Genomic DNA, 17,725 nt, shown 5'->3' with positions numbered 1-17,725 from the left:
GGGAAATGTCCCATCTCGATCCGTCAACGGAGGCTTGCAGGACCATGCTTGCGACCGAAAATGGCCGACAGACTCTGGCCGGCGTTTCCGTGCCGGACACCGAGCTCGTCGCCAGCGCCCTCGCTTATGCCCGCCGTGCCTGCGAGCCGTACCTATTCAATCACGTCGTTCGCTCGTGGCTTTTCGCAGCTAGGCTTGGGCAGCTTCGAAATGCCGAGCATGATGAGGAGGTTGTCGCCGTCGGGACGCTCCTGCACGATGTCACACTGAACGAGCGCTTCAACGGGCCGCGCCGATTCGAGGTCGAAGGCGCTGATCTCGCCCGTGACTTTGCCCGCGAGAGCGGCCTCGACGAGCGTCGTGCTCAGATGATCTGGGACAGTGTAGCCCTCAATTCGACGCCGTCCGTCGCGCTCTACAAGCAGGCGGAGGTTGCGCTTTGCACAGCCGGGATCTGCCTTGATGTCGTTGGACTTCAATACGACGCGATCCCCACCGACGAGGTCCAGCGCATCGTCGCGGCCTATCCAAGGCTCGGCATGAAGCGACTGATGACGAAGTGCTTTTGCCATATCGCCAGGGTCAGACCAGAAACCAGCTACGACAACTTCGTGCGCGATTTCGGCGAGCGGTTTGTCAGTGGCTACCGCGTGCCGTCTTCGGTCGACTTGGTCAAACGTGCCCCGTTCGACGACTGAAGGCTTAGGACCGTGGAGCAAGGCCGGGGAACCTGATCGCCTGGCGAAGGTCGGGCGAGCGGCAAATGAGTTCAATGCAGTCCAACGTAGGCGCTCCAGGATCCACCGCAGCGCCTGGAACGCTGAGTTCACGGGGACATCGACGAAGTCGGGCGACAAGCGCGCCGCGGGAAATTCAAATGAAGATCGTAGTCATAGGCGGAACCGGCTTCATCGGCTCTAAGCTCGTTGGAGTGCTGGGCGGTTGCGATTTTGAAGTTGTAACTGCCTCGCCCTCACGAGGTGTGAATACGGTAACCGGAGAAGGGCTTGCTGAGGCGCTGTTCGGGGCACGGGTGGTGGTCGACGTTTCTAACTCCCCCACACTCGATCCGGGAGCCGCCCTGGCATTCTTCGAGAGCTCCGGATGCAACCTGATGGCATCGGAGGAAGCGGCCGGTGTCCAACACCACGTTGTTCTATCTGCCGTCGGGACCGATAAACTCCCCGAAAGCGGATACTTCAGGGCAAAGCGGATGCAGGAGACGATCACGAGAAGCTCTCGCGTTCCGTACACGATCCTCAGGTCGACACCGTTCTTTGAATACATCAACGGGATCGTTGAGGCAGGGGGGGCCGAGGAGACACTTCGCATCTCCCCGGCGCACGCTCAGCCGGTCGCCGGCGACGATATCGCGCTAGGAGCCGTGGACTCTTGGGATTGAACGAACCCGCTGACGCGGGAAAGCTGCGGGGTTTGTGACGGGAGGCTCCTGCTGGGAGGGTTTGGGTGTTGAAGCCACCCAGCCCAGCAGGAGCTCCCGATGACCGAAGCCAAGCCGATGAGCGCCCTTCGTCGCCGCATGATCGACGACATGACGCTTCGCAACCTGTCGCCGGCCACGCAGCGATCGTATCTGCACGCGGTGACGAAGTTCAGCCGTCATTTCGGCTGCCCGCCGGACCGGCTCGGGCTTGAGGATGTGCGCTCGTTCCAGGTGCATCTGGTCTCGCAGGGGATATCCTGGCCGGCGCTGAACCAGACGGTGTGCGCGTTGCGGTTCTTCTACGGCGTGACGCTGGACCGCGCCGAGATCCCCGAGCGGATCGTCTATGCGCGCACGCCGCGCAAGCTGCCGTCGATCCTGAGCGCCGATGAGGTCGTGCGCTTTCTGGAGGCGGTCCCGTCGCTGAAGACGCGGGTGGCGCTGACCACGGCCTATGCCGCGGGCTTGCGCGCCTCGGAGGCGGTGAGCCTGAAGGTGGCCGATATCGACAGCAGCCGGATGGTGCTGCAGGTCCGGCATGGCAAGGGCGCCAGGGACCGCACCGTGATGCTGTCGGCGGCGCTGCTGGCCATCCTGCGCAGCTACTGGCGCTTGGCGCGCCCGGCGCCATGGCTGTTCCCGGGCCGCAGCCCGGACAAGCCGATCGATGTCCAGGTGCTGCACGCCGCCTGCCGCTCGGCGGCGAAGGCGGCAGGGCTGACCAAGCGGGTCAGCGTCCACACGCTGCGCCACAGCTTCGCCACCCATCTTCTGGAGAGCGGAACCGATATCCGGATCATCCAGGTGCTGCTGGGCCATAGCAATCTGTCGACGACGGCGCGCTACACCCATGTGGCGACCTCGACGATCGCCAGGACGCAAAGCCCGCTGGACCGTCTCGACCTGGCCGTGACGCCGCCTGCCTGAGCGGCGGCCATGGCAGCCGATCTGGAGGTGGCGGATATCTTCCGCCGCCATGGAGCCGCCTACCGCCAGGAACGGCGTGGCCATCTCAGCCGCGTCGAGACGCGGGTCATGCGCGCCATCGAGCTGTGCCGGACGGCGGCGCTCGGCGGTCATCTCGAAGCCTGTGGCGACTGCAGCCATCGGCGCATCGCCTACAACAGCTGCCGCAACCGGCACTGCCCGAAGTGCCAGGGAGCGGCCCGGGAAGCCTGGCTCGCCGCGCGCGTGAAGGACCTTCTGCCCACGCCTTACTTCCATGTCGTGTTCACCGTGCCGGCCGCGATCGGGGCGATCGCCTTTCAGAACAAGGCCCTCGTCTATGGCATTCTGTTCGAGGCGGCGCTCTGGACCTTGAAGACCATCGCCGCCGATCCGCGGCATCTGGGCGGCGAGATCGGCGGAATCGCCATCCTGCACAGCTGGGGGCAGACCCTCTCCCATCATCCCCATATCCACTGCCTCGTTCCAGGCGGCGCATGGGCGCCGGACGGGCGATGGATCGCCTGCCGGCCGAGCTTCTTCCTGCCCATCCATGTTCTCTCGCGTCTGTTCCGTCGCCGCTTCCTCGAACGGCTTGCCCAGACGCATGAGGCAGGCGAGCTCGCCTTCTTCGGCGACCTGGCCGCGCTCAATGGGTCCAAGGCGTTCGCGAGCGCGCTGGCCGGGCAGCGCAGGGTCAACTGGATCGTCTACGCCAAGCCGCCCTTCGGCTCGCCGGAGCATGTGCTGGCCTACCTTGGGCGGTACACTCATCGTGTCGCCATCGCCAACAACCGCCTGGTCGCCGCGGATGATGACGGCGTCGCCTTCCGCTGGCGCGACTATCGCCATGGCAACGCCGCCCGGACCATGAGGCTCGATCCCGCCGAGTTCATCCGCCGCTTCCTGCTGCACGCACTGCCCGACGGCTTCCACCGCATCCGCCACTTCGGCTTCCTCGCCAACGGCCACAGGCGCTCCAGGCTTGTCTTCATCCGCCAGGCCATCGCCGCAACCGCCAGCAGGCGCACCAGCGACCATGACGCCAACATCCAGGGGGCCGCCCGTCCATCGCGCCCGGCCTTCGATCCGGCGCTTTGCCCGTGCTGCGGCGGCGCCATGCGCGTCATCGCGACCCTCCCGCGCTGCCGGCCTTGCCCGGATACGTCATGACCAGAGGCCATCGGCATCGCAGTCCCGATCCTGTTGCCCTGCACACCACTGCGTCGCGGCGAGCAATGCCCTGCGCCCGGCTCTGTCCCACAGCCATCAGGCGGATCATCGACGCTCCCGTCGCGCCCGCGCCCCCATGGCTCCCGGCCGCGCACTGCTCTGCCGCCGGCAGCGTCCGTCAGCCCGCTCCCATCAGGACTGCGATCGGTCCTGTCGGAGGCCCCTTGAGCAGCGGCCCCAAGGCACAAAACCCATAGGCCCTCGCGCCGGCGGCTTCGTTCAATCCGGCTTCAATGAGGTCGCGCGCCGCGCCTCGCTCCACGATCAGTGCCGCGCGACCTCACAGAACCCTCCAGATTCCCACAGGCGCTGAGCTGTGATTCAAGGCTGTCTTTTGGAGGCAGCCATGGGCGTTCTGGACCGCCTGATTCTTCGGGACGATCAATGGGAGCGGCTATCGCCCCACATCATCGGCGATGAGCGGACGCGCGGTTCGTCTGGCCGCGACAACCGGATGTTCGTGGAAGCGGTCTTGTGGATCGTGCGAACCGGTTCGCCCTGGCGCGATCTGCCCGAGGTTTTCGGCGACTGGAACAGCGTCTTCCGGCGCTTCAGCCGCTGGAGCCACAAGGGCGTCTGGTGGCGCATCTTCGCGGCGATGTCGGACGATCCGGACTTCGAATATCTGATCGTCGATTCCACGATCATCCGCGCTCACCAGCACGCGTCGGGTGCTAAAAAAGGGGCCTTGAAGATCAGGCCCTCGGCCGTTCCCGCGGCGGCCTGAGCACCAAGATCCACATGGCCGTCAGAGGCCTTGGTTGCCCAGTGCGCTTCTCCCTGACCGCTGGACAGCAAGGTGATTGCCCGCAGGCTCACGCCCTGATCGAGGGACTGCCCGCAAAGGTCGTCATGGCGGACGCTGCCTATGACGCCGATCCCCTCAGACGAGAAATTGCCGAGAAGGGCGCCATCGCCGTCATTCCCAACAACCCGTCACGGGCGCGCAAATATCCCCTCGACAAGCACCTCTACGCTCAGCGCCACCTGATCGAATGCTGCTTCTCAAGGCTTAAGCAGTTTCGTCGTGTCGCAACGCGCTTCGAGAAGACAGCCAGGCACTACCTCGCCGTCGTGACAATCGCCGCGACGATCCTATGGATCAGATAACTGTCCACGGATCCTAGCGCTACGCGACATAATCCTTCAGCGGCCCCGGAATCGAGAGTTGGAAGTCGCAGGACCAGATCGTTTCCGGCTCGACGAACTGGCGCGCCAGATACTAGCTGCGAACGAGGACCCACGCCCGGTAATTGCCGATCCCGAAGCGCCGTATTTTGGCGCGGTCTTGCGCGATGACACCCTCATACCGGCAAGTCATCCCCAGCTCGCCTCTACGCGTTTCGAGGACTGGCTTCGACTGTACGTGGCGCAGGCTCTTGATCCAGCCAACTGAGAGGCTCCGCAGCGTCGGTCGCCAGTCGTCGAGGTCGATGAGTCGCAAAAGCTTCGGTCGCTTGGTCACTAAATTTACTCACCCTGAAGCGGACGTTCCAGACGTCAGCAAAGGGCCGGTTCCGGCTGAGCGACTGTCGGCCACCTTGGAGAGGCCGAAGTAGGCATTTCGGCCAACGGAGCCCGTATATCGACGTGAAGTCACGAACTATCGCCCTCGCGTTCGTACTGGGCTAGCTCGGCGTTAGGCTCTTCGAAGAGTTCATCCGACATGCTCTCGAGCGTCCCAACGTTCAGTGCATTGTCATGAAGCTGTAGTCGTTCGTCGTCTCGAAGCCCGCCATTCTTGTCGACGCTGAGGAGCGCGCCAGATGGTTGCTTGGTAACATTCCAATGAGGAGCAGCCTCAATGCCCGCGGCCAGCCTCCACGCATGCTTCAGCCTCTCGGCAACTCTGCCTTGACGTTTGCGGCGCTTACGCATGGCGGTCATCGATGCGGTGACCATTTCCCGCGTCGGCGCTGCTGGAACGAGCCGCCACTGGGCGGCATCAAGGTCCTCGAGTAGGAAGCGTGCCAACCGAGCGGTGTCTTCATCGGAAATCTTATGATTGAGCTGCTGAAGGTTGTCGCGGAGGCGGTTTTTCACCATTGCGAGGATGGTGTTGTTCGTCATCGCCCGGCCCTTCATGTCCCTTTGCCGCTCTTGTTTCAGAGTGGCTGACATGCACGAGTCAGTGATGAAGCTTCTCGTCTGGCTTGAGGAACGTCATCAGCGCCGTGAGCACGGTGACGCCAGACGACATCAATCCTGCGGAGACAGCGTAATCCTGGAAGAAGGCGCCCCCCGCTAGCGCGCTCAGCCCTACGGAGGGAATGCCGAAGATATAGTTCCACCTCGTCCAGCGGGTCGCGGCGTTGAAATGAGCCTTGCCGGAGTGGGTGCAATCCTCCTCCATCCGCAGCAGCTCGGCCACGACCTTATCAGATATTGCAACAGACACGGGCACGCTCGCGAGCTTCCTTTAGATATTCGTCGCGAGGCTAGGATGAAACCGGAAGGAGCAATACTCGGCGAGAGCGACATCTGGTAGTTGTCCACCTCAAACTGGGCCGAGGAACTCGGATCCCTAAAGAACACTTGGGATTAATCGCGGAGTTGCCGCTGGTGGAGGAGCTCGCGACGCGATCTAATGGTGTTGCCTGGGAGATTCGCGAATGGCCGGCCATCATCCTGGCGCTGCGTGGCGGCGCGTCGACCTGCAATGCCGTACGCCACGGGACGTGGCTCGGGATTTCCCTGCCAAGTCGGTTGGTGAGCGATCCCAATGACCACGGTCACCAGACATGCTCTGAGAGTATACGCCGCCCTTTCGGGGTTGAAGGTGAACCAGGACGGCGACGTGCTCGACGCCCTCATTCCGTTCCTCGAACCGGTCCTGGCCGCGATGAACGGCACCATCTTCGACGGCGGCCTTCTCTCGCTCGGCGTCCAGAAGATCTATGGGTGGAGGTTCAACAAGGATGTCGCCGAGAGCTTTACAGGCCGCCTGCTTGCGAAAGGTTATCTGAAGCGACAGGCTGGCGCCGTCTTCACGGTCTCGTTCCAGCCCGCGGCTGACGATGACGAGAACCAGATCGAGATTGTTCAGGTCCTGGATCGGATTGTGGACGATTTCGAAAAGTTCCCACCGAAGGTCACTGACCTGTTCCAGTTCTCCCTGGATCGCGAGAGCTTGAAGGACATTCTGATACGCTTCCTGGTTTCCTTCGACGCGTTCACGGAGGAGGCGTTCGCCCTGCATGTCGAGCGCATCCGATTGGGGATGGCGAACCAGGCTGTCCTCGATCGGCTTGAGGAGGGCGGACGGACGCTGAGCCGCGAGGAGCAGTACCTGTGCGCCCGCTTTGTTCACGACTTGGTCAAGAACAAGAGCGAATTCGTTCCTCACCTCGCCAGGTTGGCCTCGATCGGATTGCTCACCGAGGTCGTCGAGGATTTCGTCAAGCCGACCGGGGAGACCAAGAAGTCCGACCTCACGCTGATCCTCGATACCCCGGTTGCGCTCGATCTTTTGGGATTGTCGGGGAAGGAGGCCTGCGAGGACATCGCCAACGTCGTGACCTCGCTGCGCGGCATCGGTTGCAACGTCATCGTCCTTCCGGTCAGCGTGGAGGAGATGTCGAGAAACCTGCAGAGCATGCTCTCCCAGCCGCTCTCCGCCCGCCATGGGCCGACGCACTCGGCCCTGATGAAAAACGAGATCAACGAGGATTTCGTTAGGTCGGTGATCCGGGATCCCGAGCGCGCGCTCCAGCAGGTCGGTGTTACGGTGCGTCCGATCGACCTGACCACGACGCCCTCCCAGACGAAGTTCTTCGACAAGGCGACCTATGACGACTTTTTCGCCGGTATCCGCTGGAAGGTCGATTCCGTCGACGCCCGGGAGCACGATGCAACCTGCGCAGCGCTCACCATGCGGCTGAGGGCGGGGCACAAGAGCGCCGACCCGTTGACCTCCAGGTTCGTCTTCGTCACCACGAACCCGATCTTCGTGGACTACGCCCGCGACTTCTGCCGCAAGAACCGGATGATCAACGATCGGCAAACACCGCCCGTCATCATCAAGCGCGAGCTCGCGATGACGGCCTGGCTTCGGACCGGCCTCGTCAGGGACGATGCTAAGGCCAAGCAGGTCGACATTCCGCGCGGGCATCTCATCGCCTCCTGCGAACGCGTCCTCAGGCCGCGTAAGGAAGTGCTGAAGGCCGTCCACGACAAGCTGAAGGAGTTTGACCCCGAACGCGCCCAGCAGTTCGAGCTGCTGCTCTCCGACCAGCGCAGTGTCGAACGGCTGATGGACGAGACGCTCGGCCTCGAACGCCTAGCGACCACCGCCAATCCCCAGATGCTCCTGGAAGAGATGCGCAACGCGACCGCCAACGAGGTCCGCAGCGAATATGAGAGGAAGGCCCGGGTGGCCGCGCAGCGTCACGGGCAGGAAAAGCGGGAGCTCAAAGAGGCCCATGAGGCAGATGTCGCCGAGGCGAAACGAGCTTTGGGGCAACGAGACGCTGAGCTGGAAGCGTTGCGCGCGGAGCGCAAGCGACTCCACGGGATCGCCTTGGCGGCCAGACAGGGCGAGATCGACAGAGTTGACACATTGATCTCGGGATCGAACAGGTTCATCGGTCGCCTCGAAACAGGACTGACTTGGTCGACGGTTGTCATCCTTTCGGCCGGAGCTGCTGGATCGGTGGTCGGACTGCCTCAGTCCGCTGCAGTCGCGACCGCCGGCATCTTGGGTCTCACCGGCCTTTACCATACGGTCCGCGAGTTGCAGCAGAAGCCGAAGATCGGGTTCCAAAACCTGCTGGACGGTGTGGCCCGTTTCCGGCTGCGACGGGGTCTGAAGACGCTCGGCCTCGATCGCGCCAAGTTCGAAGACGCGGTCGAGCGCCGGTACGGCAGGATTTCCTGGGTTACGGAAAAACGGGCCGGCCTGCTGCCGACGAATGATCGCAAGTTGGTCGCGGCGGCCCCACCGCGCGATCTGGAAGAGGCGTAGGGGCTCAAACGGGCATTCGCCATTCCGGCGCATCGTGCGCTGGGGGAGTGGAGGGTATCGACCGTGCCGACGCGTGAGCAGGTGTTTTTCGTCGCGGACAGAATAACCCATAGCTCTACGTACAGCGCTACGCGGAATCGTAGCCATCGGGGGCTGGGTCGTGCAGGTCCATGTCCATCGACGGCAGAACGTCGAGGAAGTGGACGTGCATCGCCTGTAGGCGCGCCATGACGGCGCCGAGCAGCGATTTGTTGAGAATCTTGGCCTGCTGGACGCGCTGGTAGTCCAGCATGATCCCCTCGTTGAACCTTGGCGGGAACAGGGTTGTGAAAGGCTCGCCAGCGCCGTCGCGGCCCTTCATCACCACGGGGGCTCTGTACGCGACCTGGCTGGCGTCGCTGTGAGCGAAGATGGTGTTCCGCTTGCTGATGAGGTCGTCGTGCAAGGCGCGGGTGAATGGCGAGAGCTTGATCCCTAGGGCGCCGTAGGAGAGGGAGGGAATGTCTCCCCTCGATTCCGAGAAGGGTCGGCAATAGGAGACGATCAAGGTCGTTTCGTAGCAGAGGAACTTCCTCACGGCCGCGAGGGGATATCGTCCATCGTGGTCCACCTCCTCCTCGATGAAGGCGATCGCGCTTCCGGCGTGCGACAGGTCCCTGACGCTCAGCACCAGGCGCTTGAATAGGCCCCGGTCCTTCAGCAGATTTTCGGGCATCCGATCCAATCGAGGTTGGTCGAATGCACGGACACCCCCGCTTCCTGAGCGGTCGTCGATGCGTTCGTAGTAGAACCACTCGTCGGGAAAGCCGTACTGCTGCTTGAGGAGTGCCTCATAGGCTTGCGTCGCCTCATTCCCATCCGACATTTGCATCACACCTCGGGAAAATGCTCGATCCGATCGTAGCGGAGCGCTCGGCAAGAGCGAAGCGAGCTCCCATCCTCGGGACCATCGTCATCGGATTGCGGTGCTCAGCGACGGGTGGATCGGCCGACGCCGAGAGGCGCCGCTGCCTCTTGTCACCATTGCTAGGATGGTGTTGTTCGTCATCACTCAGTCCTTCATGTCCCTTTGCCACTCCTGTTGATCAGAGGGGCTGACATGCACGAGTCAGTGATGAAGCTCGTCGTCTTCGACCTCACGTTTAGTTCAGGCCTGACGGATGCTGGCCGACGCGCCGTGTTCCAGGCCGTTGGAAGCTAGCGGCCCCGAATGCCCGATCTGATTGGCTGAAAAGCAAAGCGCCGCCCGGCTTGATGGCCGCGCGGCGCAAATCTTTTTGCGGAACTTTTCCTAAAATCGAGGCAACATTATGCCTCTCTTTTCACTTCACCTCGCTCTTCGGGCGATTGGGCATTCGTTCGTCTTCCCCCACGTGTCGCCTGTTGAACAGGCGCCGATCCGCGCCAGTGACAGATTGAATGCCCCGCGGTGACAAAATACGCATGATGGTGACAGGCGCTGTGCGCCTTGAGAGCCAGGTCGGGGCAGCCACCCGCCCTGCTTACGGGTTCTTTTGAATCATTTAGGCCGATCTCCGAGAGGACGTGCGGCCGCATCCGCGGACCTTGATGTACGTCTCGTCCGCATGCCACTTGGCGGTCACGGCGCGTTTGCGCAGGTTGAAGCGCTCAAGCAGCAATGGCGAGAAGTAGACGACCCAGCGGTGGATCGTGGAATGGTCGACGCTGATGCCGCGCTCGGCCATCATCTCCTTCAGGTCGCGCAGGCTCAGGCCGTAGGCCAGATACCAGCGAACACACAGCAGGATCACCGATCGGTCGAAATGACGGCCACCAGGCGACGCAATGCATCGACATCAACCTCGTCGAGGGCAAGGCGGTCGGCGTCGAGATCGGCGAGGACAGCTTCTCCAATTGTCCGGCGCCCGCCATGTCCGCACCCGGCCCTACACCCCGCGAACCAACGGCAAGGCCGAGCGCTTCATCCAGACCAGCCTGCGCGAATGGGCCTATGCAAGACCCTATCAGAGCTCGGCAGAGCGCCACGCCGCCATCGGACCATGGGCCGACAACTACAACCTCTCCCGCCCTCACTCAGCCCTCGGCGGAAAGTCGCCATGGACAAGACTGAACAACCTTCTTGGAAACGACACCTAGGCAGCATGCCAAACGATGCGACCATTCATGCTTGGTCGTTGCGAGCTAGCACTTCTGCGGCAAAGCGCGCTGAACGTGCGACAAAGCGCCGACATTCGATCGCCGCGGTTTCCCCGTCTCGGCTGATAAGCGCTTTCACGATATTGCCCATTTGGTCGACCGAACCTTGACTTCTCTCGGGCGTCGAAACGTTTGTCGTGATCTGTCGCAGGAAGCTGATCCGAGCACGCAAGGAATGCATCAAGCTCTCCGCGGTTGAGTTCTTCGCACCAGCAAAGAGAACCTCGAAGAATTTGTCCGTCGCCATGCGATAGGCCAGTGGATCTCGTCCGGCCCCACGCCTTACAAGATTATAGGCCGCGACGATCGCTTCAACCTCAGCATCGGTCGCCCGCTCGCAGAAGTGCTTAGCTGCATCGGATTCCAACGATCCCCGCACCTCGTAAATCTCGGCAGCCGCCTCAGGTGTGAGGACTCGAACAAAGACCCCCTTAATGCCGCGGCTTTCGACGAGACCATCGGATTCCAGATAGCGCAACGCTTCCCGGATGCTGCTTCTGCTCACGCCCGTCGTTTTGACCAAGTCACGCTCAACCAGGCGGATACCTGGCTTAAAGTGTCCCGATATGATGGCATCCCGTAAGACCCTGAACGTCTTCTCTCGGAGCATCGTATTTTCATCGACCCGAAGGCTCGGGTAGCTGAGATCTTCGGTTTCGGTGACAGTTTCAACCGCTTTCATGGTGTCCTCGTCGCGCCTTCCCGATTAGATATCATCGCTCGGATCATTCAACAAAGCGCACGAGCCGATGACTCGGTTCCTGGATCCAAATCAAAAATGGCTTGCGTGTATTTGGCATACCATCATACACTCCGGGGCGAAAATCCAAAAAGAGGAGTAGGGGATGAAATTTCGGCGCTTGGCTCTGGCAGCGACTCTGGCGCTGTCGACGGCTTGGACCGCAGTTGGAGCGGCGCAGGAGACACCGCGCCGCGGCGGGGTCCTGAATGTCGCATTTGCGTCTGACACAAAGACGCTCGATCCGACGTTCTCGGTTAACTTCTCGGAGCGCCAGCCGCTCTACCTGATCTACAATACGCTCGTTGCGCTGAAGCCGGATTTCTCGATTGGCCCTGAGCTGGCCGAGCGCTGGGAGGTTTCGGAAGATGGAAAGCACGTCACGCTTCACCTGCGGAGCGGCGTGAAGTTCCACGATGGTACGGACTTCAATGCTGCCGCTGCGAAGTTTAATCTCGACCGTCGAATGGATCCTACGTTGAACTCTCCCCAGCGTGGGCCGCTGGTAGAGGTGATCGAAGGCGTCGACGCGCCGGACGCTCAGACCCTCGTCATTCGCCTTACGCAGCCTTCCCCGAACCTCCTGGGCATGTTGGCCCAGCGCGAGGGCTTCATGGTCTCGCCGACTGCGGCTGAGAAGCTGGGGAAGGACCTGGGCGTTAAGCCTGTCGGAACGGGTCCTTTCATTTTCAAGGAGTGGGTCCCCGGAAACCGTCTCGTCGTTGAGCGCAATCCCAATTACTGGGAGAAGGATAAGCCTTACCTGGACGGCGTCACCTTCCGCGATATCTCGACCACCGCGGTCTCGATCCAGCGCCTTTTGACCGGTGAAGCGGACTATACCTCGGCGCTTTCGCCGATCGACGTCCGGCAGATCGAAAACAACAAGGCGGTGGTGCTCGATCCGAGCACTGTTGGGCGCTGGTATTCATTGCAGTGGCAGGTGGATAAACCGCCGTTCAATAATTCCAAGCTCAGGCAGGCGATCGCGCATGGCATCGACCGCAAGCGCATCATCGATATCGTGATGAGCGGGAAGGCTGCGGTTTCCAACAGCCCGACTCCCAACAAGCTCTGGTGGGCGGCGCCGGATATCCCGGGTTACGAGTACGACCCTGCGAAGGCCAAGGCGCTCCTGGCAGAGGCTGGCCATCCAAACGGGCTAGAAATTACCCTGTCCACCCCGCAAGTGGCATTGCTTCAGCAGATCAATCAACTCGTCCAAGAGCAGCTCAAAGCGATTGGCATCACGGTCAAGCTGGAACCTGTGTCGCAAAGTGACTGGTACCCGCGCGTGATTCAGTTCGCGATCAATTTCACGCCCATGCGCTGGGCTCAGCGCCCCGATCCCGATGGCATTCTGACGCTGCTCTTCGATAGCAAGGGCGCGGGCAACTCGACGCGTTACAGCAATCCAGAGGTCGACGCACTTCTGGCTCAAGCTCGCAATCTCGTCGATCAATCGGCTCGGAAGCCCATCTATCAGAAGATGCAGCAGGTCATCTCCGACGATCTTCCCTATTTGCCGCTCTTCTTCTCGCTGGAATTTGCAGCGATGCGCTCGAATGTTCGCGGCCATGTCTGGATTGCAGACGAAATCCCGCGCCTGCGCGACATGTGGAAGGCTCAGTAATCCACCTCCATGAGGCTGCCAAGGGAAACTGCGGCAGTCTCAATTTATGGGATAAATTGGTATACCATATGATACACGAGACCTTTTCCGCCGCGTACTCGCCGGACCTCCCGCCGTTCCTGAGTGAAGTCCTTAATCGGCACGTTTCGCCTGCACAGCGCGGCGAAGTTCTGAAACGGATGAGGCCGGCATCGAGCCTGAACGGCCCGCGGCTTAGCGCCATGAAGGCGACTCCGGTCAGCTTTGCGAGTCAACTCGTGAAGTGCATGGTCCGGGAGCGTTGGAAGATCACGAAGGAAAACTTCGCCTGCGATGCACTGGGAGATGGCTTCGGCATCTATCGGATCGATGCCAATGGCTACCCTCTGACGTACGTGGTGAGATGCTATCCTTGGGATGGCATTGAGAAGGTCGGTCGGCGCTCAGACGGTGCGAAGCGAGACATGTTCGGCGCTATCTTTCTTGGTGAGCCAGACGAAGCTCGTATCCAGGAAGAGCTGGCCGTCTTCGACATACAAGATGGCGATCGCATGCGGACGCGCTCAGATGTGACGGGCTGGACGCCAGCGAGCCGTAGTGCGCGCGCGTTCGACTATGTCGTTGAATCACTCGTCGCCGGACGGCAGCCTGAGCCAACGGCGATCGGTGGGGGCTACATCCTCCGCAACGGGGGCTATCTAGGGAATGGACGTCAGGGATCTCTGTCGGTTGTCGGCCTTCCGGCGGATCACCCGTTCCGGAAACCTTTCTTTGCCGACCTGTTCGGCCTTTGCATGATCCGCCAAGTCTCGGTTGACCTCGTGAACGGTGTTGCCGCGGCTATCAATTCCGCAGCTGCACAGCTTGAGCCCGACGTTGCCCGGTACATTGGCGTCGGAAATTCGTCAGGGCAGGGGATGTGCGTGGCACTTCAGCGCTGGCCTGAGTGGGTTGCGAGCTGGCTTGTAGTTCGTGAGCTTTCGCTTGCTTACGCCGCTGCTCAACGCCCGGATGCCGCTTCAATCGATGGGCTTCTGAGCGCCGTGAACCGGTCAGCGTCCTACTACGCTCATGTCGACTACCAGTGCGAAGACTTTGTAACACCGCCTTCTGTCATCGCTTCCAATCTCAAGCAGATTGCAGAATGGCTGAGGGGCGGCAAAGTCGCTGGCGACTGCTGGGGAGACTTCACCCTCCGGGTGCAGGACAGCTTTGACCCGGAGACCGCCGAGCAGATCAATTCCTTGTTGATCGGGCTTTATGAGAATTTTGCGGACGATGCCGCTGCCTACATCCCAATCGGGATGGTGCGAGACAGGGACATCGTCCCCGAGATGACCGCCGGCGAACTCAGGTCGCTGCTCCGTCGGGACTATGATTGGGCGCTGCGCCTGGATCTCAGGCACTCAAGTGCCCGCCAGTACTTCTGGTACCATTCCGTCGACAACGGTGAGCAGCGCCGCGGCGAGAGGGGCATCGATCCCCACGAGCAATTCGAGTCCTTCACCGACCACATCGGGCTGATCCAGAGATTGAGCGCTTGGGTTGCCGGCTGCGACGACCAGGTAACGGTCGCCGACATGCTCGTCGCGGAACCCGACCTCTACTATGCCATCGCCCGAGTGCAATACATGCAGGGGCTGCCGTACGCCGAGGTGCGGGATAACCTGATCCATCGGGATTTCCTGCCCTCGTACCTGATCCGGTTCTTTCTCGCGATGCTCGGGATCGACGGTTCAAACCCACTGAGCATCCGTTACGTGCGAGGCGTCTTTTTTCAAGGACTACCCTTGCCTGGGGATATCGAAAAAGGAGCCGGCGAGCGTTGGCGCTTCCCGGCCGTGCCTTCCGTAAGCGTCGCCGCGGGACAAGCAGCATGACCAAAACAATGTCTTCAATGGCGGAGATCGTTCGCGTCGGGGGCTGGGGCTTGCGCGGCCTGGGCTATTCATACGGCGTGTMGGAACGTGCAGTACCTATGCTTGCCTGGACCGAGGCGGCGGTCGGCGGCGGTATGCGAAGCATTCGTCTGGCAGAGCAGGCCATCATTTCGTCCTACGCTGCGCCGGGGCTGTCGGTGGAAACCGCGAAGGATGGCACTCGACACGTCCAGGGGCACGCCCGCCATCTGATTGAAGTCGGCCCCCCCGCGATCGACTTGGCGACCGTGGATGCACGCAAAAGCGGGCAAGGCAGCCTCGCTCTCACAGGGGCAATCGGATCGAATTTCGTGCCTGCGTTGGGCAACATCCTGGCCAACCGTCAACTTTCCGGGGCGGCAGTGTTTAAGGGTGATGCTTCCACAGAGCTCAAGTGGCTTGCTTTTGGACCGGGCTATGTGGGTAAGCCGGCGCCGCTCGGCGAGGCGCAACTGCCGGAGGCAATTTTGAAGGGGGCGGCTGAGAGAGGCAGGATCGAAAAGTCTTGGAACGAACACGTCAGTCAGCTTCGCTTGGCAGAGTCCTCTTATCTTGGCCTCGTCGTCTGGAAAGGCGAGGGCCAAGGGCCCGTTGAGCAAGCGGACAACCTAGCCAATCGAGTGCGGAAGGCGTGGACCGAAGGCGTTGAAACGACGCTGGAGGACATAACCTACCTCTATCAGCTGGAAACGCGGGCTTGGGCCCCGACCTCGGATCGGTCGCGGTCGCAGGCGGGATATGGCAAGTTCTGACTAGGACTTGAGCTGATTTGCGGGCGGGCCGCCTAGCGTTGCAAAAGTGGCCTGTCGATGCAGTGAACACCTGGGAACGCATGAGCCAAAATCCATGCTGATGATCTTCCTCCGCAGGCTCGTTTGGGCGATCCCCAGCGCGCTTTTTATCACTGCGATCCTGTTTTTCAGCGTTGCTGGTCTGCTCGGAAATCCAGCTGCCCTTATGCTGGGGCAAGACGCGACGAAGGAGCGGATTGCTGAACTCAGTGCTCAGCTAGGCTTCGATCGCCCTCTTGTCGTCCAGTATTTCGACTGGATCGCTAAGGCCGCCACAGGCGATTTCGGCCGGTCCTACTCCACGCAGCAGACGGTGGCGGAGGCAATCATGCCGCGCTTGCCCGTTACGCTTGAATTGGGCGTCCTGGCGATCGGTCTTGCCTGTGTCGTTGCCGTTTTCGTCAACACGCTGACAGTTGGCCGCGGGGTGGTTCGGCCGGTGGCGACTGGTCTCGCGGTGATCGGAATCACGCTGCCGAACTTCGCGCTCGGGCTGTGCCTGATTTTTGTTTTCTCTGTTTATCTCGGGTGGCTTCCGTCAATTGGTTGGTCCCCTTGGGATGGAGGTGTAGTCGAGCACTTTCGACACCTCATCCTGCCCGTCGTCACTCTTTCCGCCTATTACTACGGCTCCTTCACACTCATCTATCGGTCGGAATTTGACACAGTCAGCAAGCGCATTTTCGTTCGCGTGGCCAAAGCGAAGGGCATGAGCGACAGCGCGGTCGCTTTCAAGCACATCATGCCCAACGCGATTCTGCCGGTCATTACCTACGTGGGGCTCAGCTTGGGTCAGCTAATGGGTGGAGCGGTTGTTACCGAAGCGCTCTTCTCCATCCCGGGCATTGGGAGCCTGCTGGTCTCCTCGATCTTGGCCAAAGACTATCCAGTCATGCTTGCTGTCGGCATGATCACCATCGCCGCAGTGGTGGTGATGAATGCACTCGCCGATGCCTGCTACTCGCTAGCCAACCCACAAATCCGGATCCGGTAATTCCCGCGTACGTGCGGATTTTGGAGCTGACCCGGCTCCGTGGACGGGGCGCGGCTTGGGCGGGTCGGGGCAGCTCCAGAGCTTCCTTGCGCATTTGATGGGCGAGACGGGCTCGGCGCCGAAGGCGGCGTGACGGCTTGTAGAAGCCTTCGATGAAGTGAAAACGGCCTTCAGCACCTCGCTGTGTATAGCGCGACGATCTGGATGAGAACGAACTCGCATCGTGATTGTCGCGTCGCACGCTGTGGGAACGGATCCGATGACGGTCCGGCAACGCGCATTCAAGGGTTGCGAAAAAGCTCTCGCACATGGCGTTGTCGAGGCGTCGTCCACCGACCCATCGAAGGCCTGACGCCTCCATCCTAGCCGCGATTTCGCTATGATAGACGATGCTGTGGGGGCTATCCAACGGCTCGCAAAGGCCCGTGAGTAGAGTGCTGATTTGGGCCTACCGCGACAGGCCTAAGACGCGGACCATAGTCTTGATCGGAGACACGGCGGCTTGCGCTCTCGTGCGCCGGAAAACCGCCCGGGATCGCCTCCCTCCCGCGCGAACCAGGCCGCGGCCTTTGACAAGGTGTCGTGCTCCTGATGCAGGCGCTGGTTCTCGCGGCGAACACGGATCAGTTCCCTGCGCTTGGCGCGCCGTCACAGCGGCTTGCCGGCATCGCGCTAGGCTTGGCGAACCCAGTTGGCAATGACCTGGGCAGTCGGTTCGAACTCGCGAGCAAGCTCTTCTGGAGTTCGTCCGGATCGGACTCCACCATGCCGCCGGACCTCTAGCGGATAGGCGCTTCAAAAACTCGGTATGGGACCCTCCAGAAAATGGGTGCGAGGGTGTCCACAAAGCCAGGTCAACTGCAGTTCGATCGCCAGCCCGACTTCAAGCGGGCCAAATTTTCTCAAG

14 protein-coding genes and 3 pseudogenes are annotated in these 17,725 nt (G+C 61.4%); 11 read left to right on the top strand and 6 right to left on the bottom strand.

Translation table 11 applies throughout. The annotated features are described in order from the left end of the window. The first annotated feature begins 44 nt into the window (after positions 1 to 44). The 5 genes from AC1DGP_RS29900 to AC1DGP_RS29880 all read left to right on the top strand — a co-directional run bounded on the left by AC1DGP_RS29900 (position 45) and on the right by AC1DGP_RS29880 (position 4,732). Complete coding sequence (locus AC1DGP_RS29900; RefSeq protein ID WP_061971550.1) at positions 45 to 698, top strand: HD domain-containing protein; 654 nt, start codon at positions 45 to 47, stop codon at positions 696 to 698. Between the two features lie 179 nt (positions 699 to 877). Continuing rightward, on the top strand, positions 878 to 1,402 hold the full coding sequence (locus AC1DGP_RS29895) for an SDR family oxidoreductase (protein ID WP_476832892.1): 525 nt from the start codon (positions 878 to 880) through the stop codon (positions 1,400 to 1,402). 99 nt (positions 1,403 to 1,501) lie between these two features. Beyond that, the gene (locus AC1DGP_RS29890) at positions 1,502 to 2,371 is read left to right on the top strand and encodes a site-specific integrase (RefSeq protein WP_476768886.1); all 870 of its coding nucleotides are present in this window, start codon (positions 1,502 to 1,504) and stop codon (positions 2,369 to 2,371) included. 9 nt (positions 2,372 to 2,380) lie between these two features. Beyond that, on the top strand, positions 2,381 to 3,562 hold the full coding sequence (locus AC1DGP_RS29885; RefSeq protein ID WP_476832891.1) for an IS91 family transposase: 1,182 nt from the start codon (positions 2,381 to 2,383) through the stop codon (positions 3,560 to 3,562). Positions 3,563 to 3,968: 406 nt separating this feature from the next. Continuing rightward, positions 3,969 to 4,732 (top strand): IS5 family transposase gene (locus AC1DGP_RS29880; protein ID WP_441470062.1). Its coding sequence is split into 2 segments (ribosomal slippage): positions 3,969 to 4,310 and positions 4,313 to 4,732, totalling 762 coding nucleotides; the frame shifts between segments, so codons are not numbered across the junction. A 486-nt stretch (positions 4,733 to 5,218) separates the two neighbouring features. Here AC1DGP_RS29880 and AC1DGP_RS29875 read toward each other — a convergent pair. Continuing rightward, positions 5,219 to 5,743, bottom strand: coding sequence for a hypothetical protein (locus AC1DGP_RS29875; protein ID WP_476832890.1), 525 nt, complete (start codon positions 5,741 to 5,743; stop codon positions 5,219 to 5,221). Between the two features lie 7 nt (positions 5,744 to 5,750). Further along, positions 5,751 to 5,993: an SLATT domain-containing protein gene (locus tag AC1DGP_RS29870; RefSeq protein WP_441470837.1), complete on the bottom strand. Its 243-nt coding sequence runs from the start codon at positions 5,991 to 5,993 to the stop codon at positions 5,751 to 5,753. Positions 5,994 to 6,344: 351 nt separating this feature from the next. Here AC1DGP_RS29870 and AC1DGP_RS29865 point away from each other — a divergent pair, with 351 nt between their 5' ends. After that, positions 6,345 to 8,585: an AAA family ATPase gene (locus tag AC1DGP_RS29865; RefSeq protein ID WP_476832889.1), complete on the top strand. Its 2,241-nt coding sequence runs from the start codon at positions 6,345 to 6,347 to the stop codon at positions 8,583 to 8,585. Between the two features lie 127 nt (positions 8,586 to 8,712). Here the strand turns inward: AC1DGP_RS29865 and AC1DGP_RS29860 are convergent, their stop codons facing one another. Further along, the gene (locus AC1DGP_RS29860; RefSeq protein ID WP_441513492.1) at positions 8,713 to 9,450 is read right to left on the bottom strand and encodes a hypothetical protein; all 738 of its coding nucleotides are present in this window, start codon (positions 9,448 to 9,450) and stop codon (positions 8,713 to 8,715) included. A 691-nt stretch (positions 9,451 to 10,141) separates the two neighbouring features. Further along, a pseudogene (locus AC1DGP_RS29855) lies at positions 10,142 to 10,393 on the bottom strand (IS6 family transposase); the annotation flags it as partial. A gap of 73 nt (positions 10,394 to 10,466) precedes the next feature. Here AC1DGP_RS29855 and AC1DGP_RS29850 point away from each other — a divergent pair. Beyond that, a pseudogene (locus AC1DGP_RS29850) lies at positions 10,467 to 10,703 on the top strand (integrase core domain-containing protein); the annotation flags it as partial. 25 nt (positions 10,704 to 10,728) lie between these two features. Here the strand turns inward: AC1DGP_RS29850 and AC1DGP_RS29845 are convergent. Continuing rightward, positions 10,729 to 11,445, bottom strand: a complete 717-nt coding sequence (locus AC1DGP_RS29845; RefSeq protein WP_476832888.1) for a GntR family transcriptional regulator — start codon at positions 11,443 to 11,445, stop codon at positions 10,729 to 10,731. A gap of 163 nt (positions 11,446 to 11,608) precedes the next feature. Between AC1DGP_RS29845 and AC1DGP_RS29840 the strand changes: the two genes are divergently transcribed. The 4 genes from AC1DGP_RS29840 (at position 11,609) to AC1DGP_RS29825 (ending at position 16,818) form a co-directional block, all read left to right on the top strand. Next, complete coding sequence (locus tag AC1DGP_RS29840; RefSeq protein WP_476832887.1) at positions 11,609 to 13,135, top strand: ABC transporter substrate-binding protein; 1,527 nt, start codon at positions 11,609 to 11,611, stop codon at positions 13,133 to 13,135. A gap of 68 nt (positions 13,136 to 13,203) precedes the next feature. Next, positions 13,204 to 14,994, top strand: a complete 1,791-nt coding sequence (locus AC1DGP_RS29835) for a hypothetical protein (RefSeq protein WP_476832886.1) — start codon at positions 13,204 to 13,206, stop codon at positions 14,992 to 14,994. Beyond that, positions 14,991 to 15,785 (top strand): hypothetical protein, encoded by a 795-nt coding sequence (locus AC1DGP_RS29830; protein ID WP_476832885.1) that lies wholly within the window; start codon positions 14,991 to 14,993, stop codon positions 15,783 to 15,785. The genes AC1DGP_RS29835 and AC1DGP_RS29830 overlap by 4 nt, the downstream gene beginning before the upstream one ends. Before the next feature lie 94 nt (positions 15,786 to 15,879). Beyond that, positions 15,880 to 16,818 carry an ABC transporter permease gene (locus AC1DGP_RS29825; protein ID WP_476832884.1) on the top strand — a complete coding sequence of 313 codons (939 nt, stop codon included), beginning with the start codon at positions 15,880 to 15,882 and terminating at the stop codon, positions 16,816 to 16,818. Positions 16,819 to 16,942: 124 nt separating this feature from the next. Here the strand turns inward: AC1DGP_RS29825 and AC1DGP_RS29820 are convergent. Further along, positions 16,943 to 17,180: pseudogene (locus AC1DGP_RS29820) on the bottom strand (hypothetical protein); the annotation flags it as partial. Positions 17,181 to 17,725 lie beyond the last annotated feature (545 nt).

This window comes from Allobosea sp. 05T433 (assembly GCF_056396065.1).
The sequence above is the reverse complement of the archived record's forward strand: the minus strand, read 5'-3'. Positions and strand labels throughout refer to the sequence as shown.

What these genes read in the sequence shown, in the direction of transcription:
- AC1DGP_RS29900 (WP_061971550.1), top strand. Translation starts at nt 45, where the DNA reads ATGCTTGCGACCGAAAATGGCCGACAGACTCTGGCCGGCGTTTCCGTG.
- AC1DGP_RS29895 (WP_476832892.1), top strand. Translation starts at nt 878, where the DNA reads ATGAAGATCGTAGTCATAGGCGGAACCGGCTTCATCGGCTCTAAGCTC.
- AC1DGP_RS29890 (WP_476768886.1), top strand. Translation starts at nt 1,502, where the DNA reads ATGACCGAAGCCAAGCCGATGAGCGCCCTTCGTCGCCGCATGATCGAC.
- AC1DGP_RS29885 (WP_476832891.1), top strand. Translation starts at nt 2,381, where the DNA reads ATGGCAGCCGATCTGGAGGTGGCGGATATCTTCCGCCGCCATGGAGCC.
- AC1DGP_RS29875 (WP_476832890.1), bottom strand. Translation starts at nt 5,743, where the DNA reads ATGTCAGCCACTCTGAAACAAGAGCGGCAAAGGGACATGAAGGGCCGG.
- AC1DGP_RS29865 (WP_476832889.1), top strand. Translation starts at nt 6,345, where the DNA reads ATGACCACGGTCACCAGACATGCTCTGAGAGTATACGCCGCCCTTTCG.
- AC1DGP_RS29860 (WP_441513492.1), bottom strand. Translation starts at nt 9,450, where the DNA reads ATGTCGGATGGGAATGAGGCGACGCAAGCCTATGAGGCACTCCTCAAG.
- AC1DGP_RS29845 (WP_476832888.1), bottom strand. Translation starts at nt 11,445, where the DNA reads ATGAAAGCGGTTGAAACTGTCACCGAAACCGAAGATCTCAGCTACCCG.
- AC1DGP_RS29840 (WP_476832887.1), top strand. Translation starts at nt 11,609, where the DNA reads ATGAAATTTCGGCGCTTGGCTCTGGCAGCGACTCTGGCGCTGTCGACG.
- AC1DGP_RS29835 (WP_476832886.1), top strand. Translation starts at nt 13,204, where the DNA reads ATGATACACGAGACCTTTTCCGCCGCGTACTCGCCGGACCTCCCGCCG.
- AC1DGP_RS29825 (WP_476832884.1), top strand. Translation starts at nt 15,880, where the DNA reads ATGCTGATGATCTTCCTCCGCAGGCTCGTTTGGGCGATCCCCAGCGCG.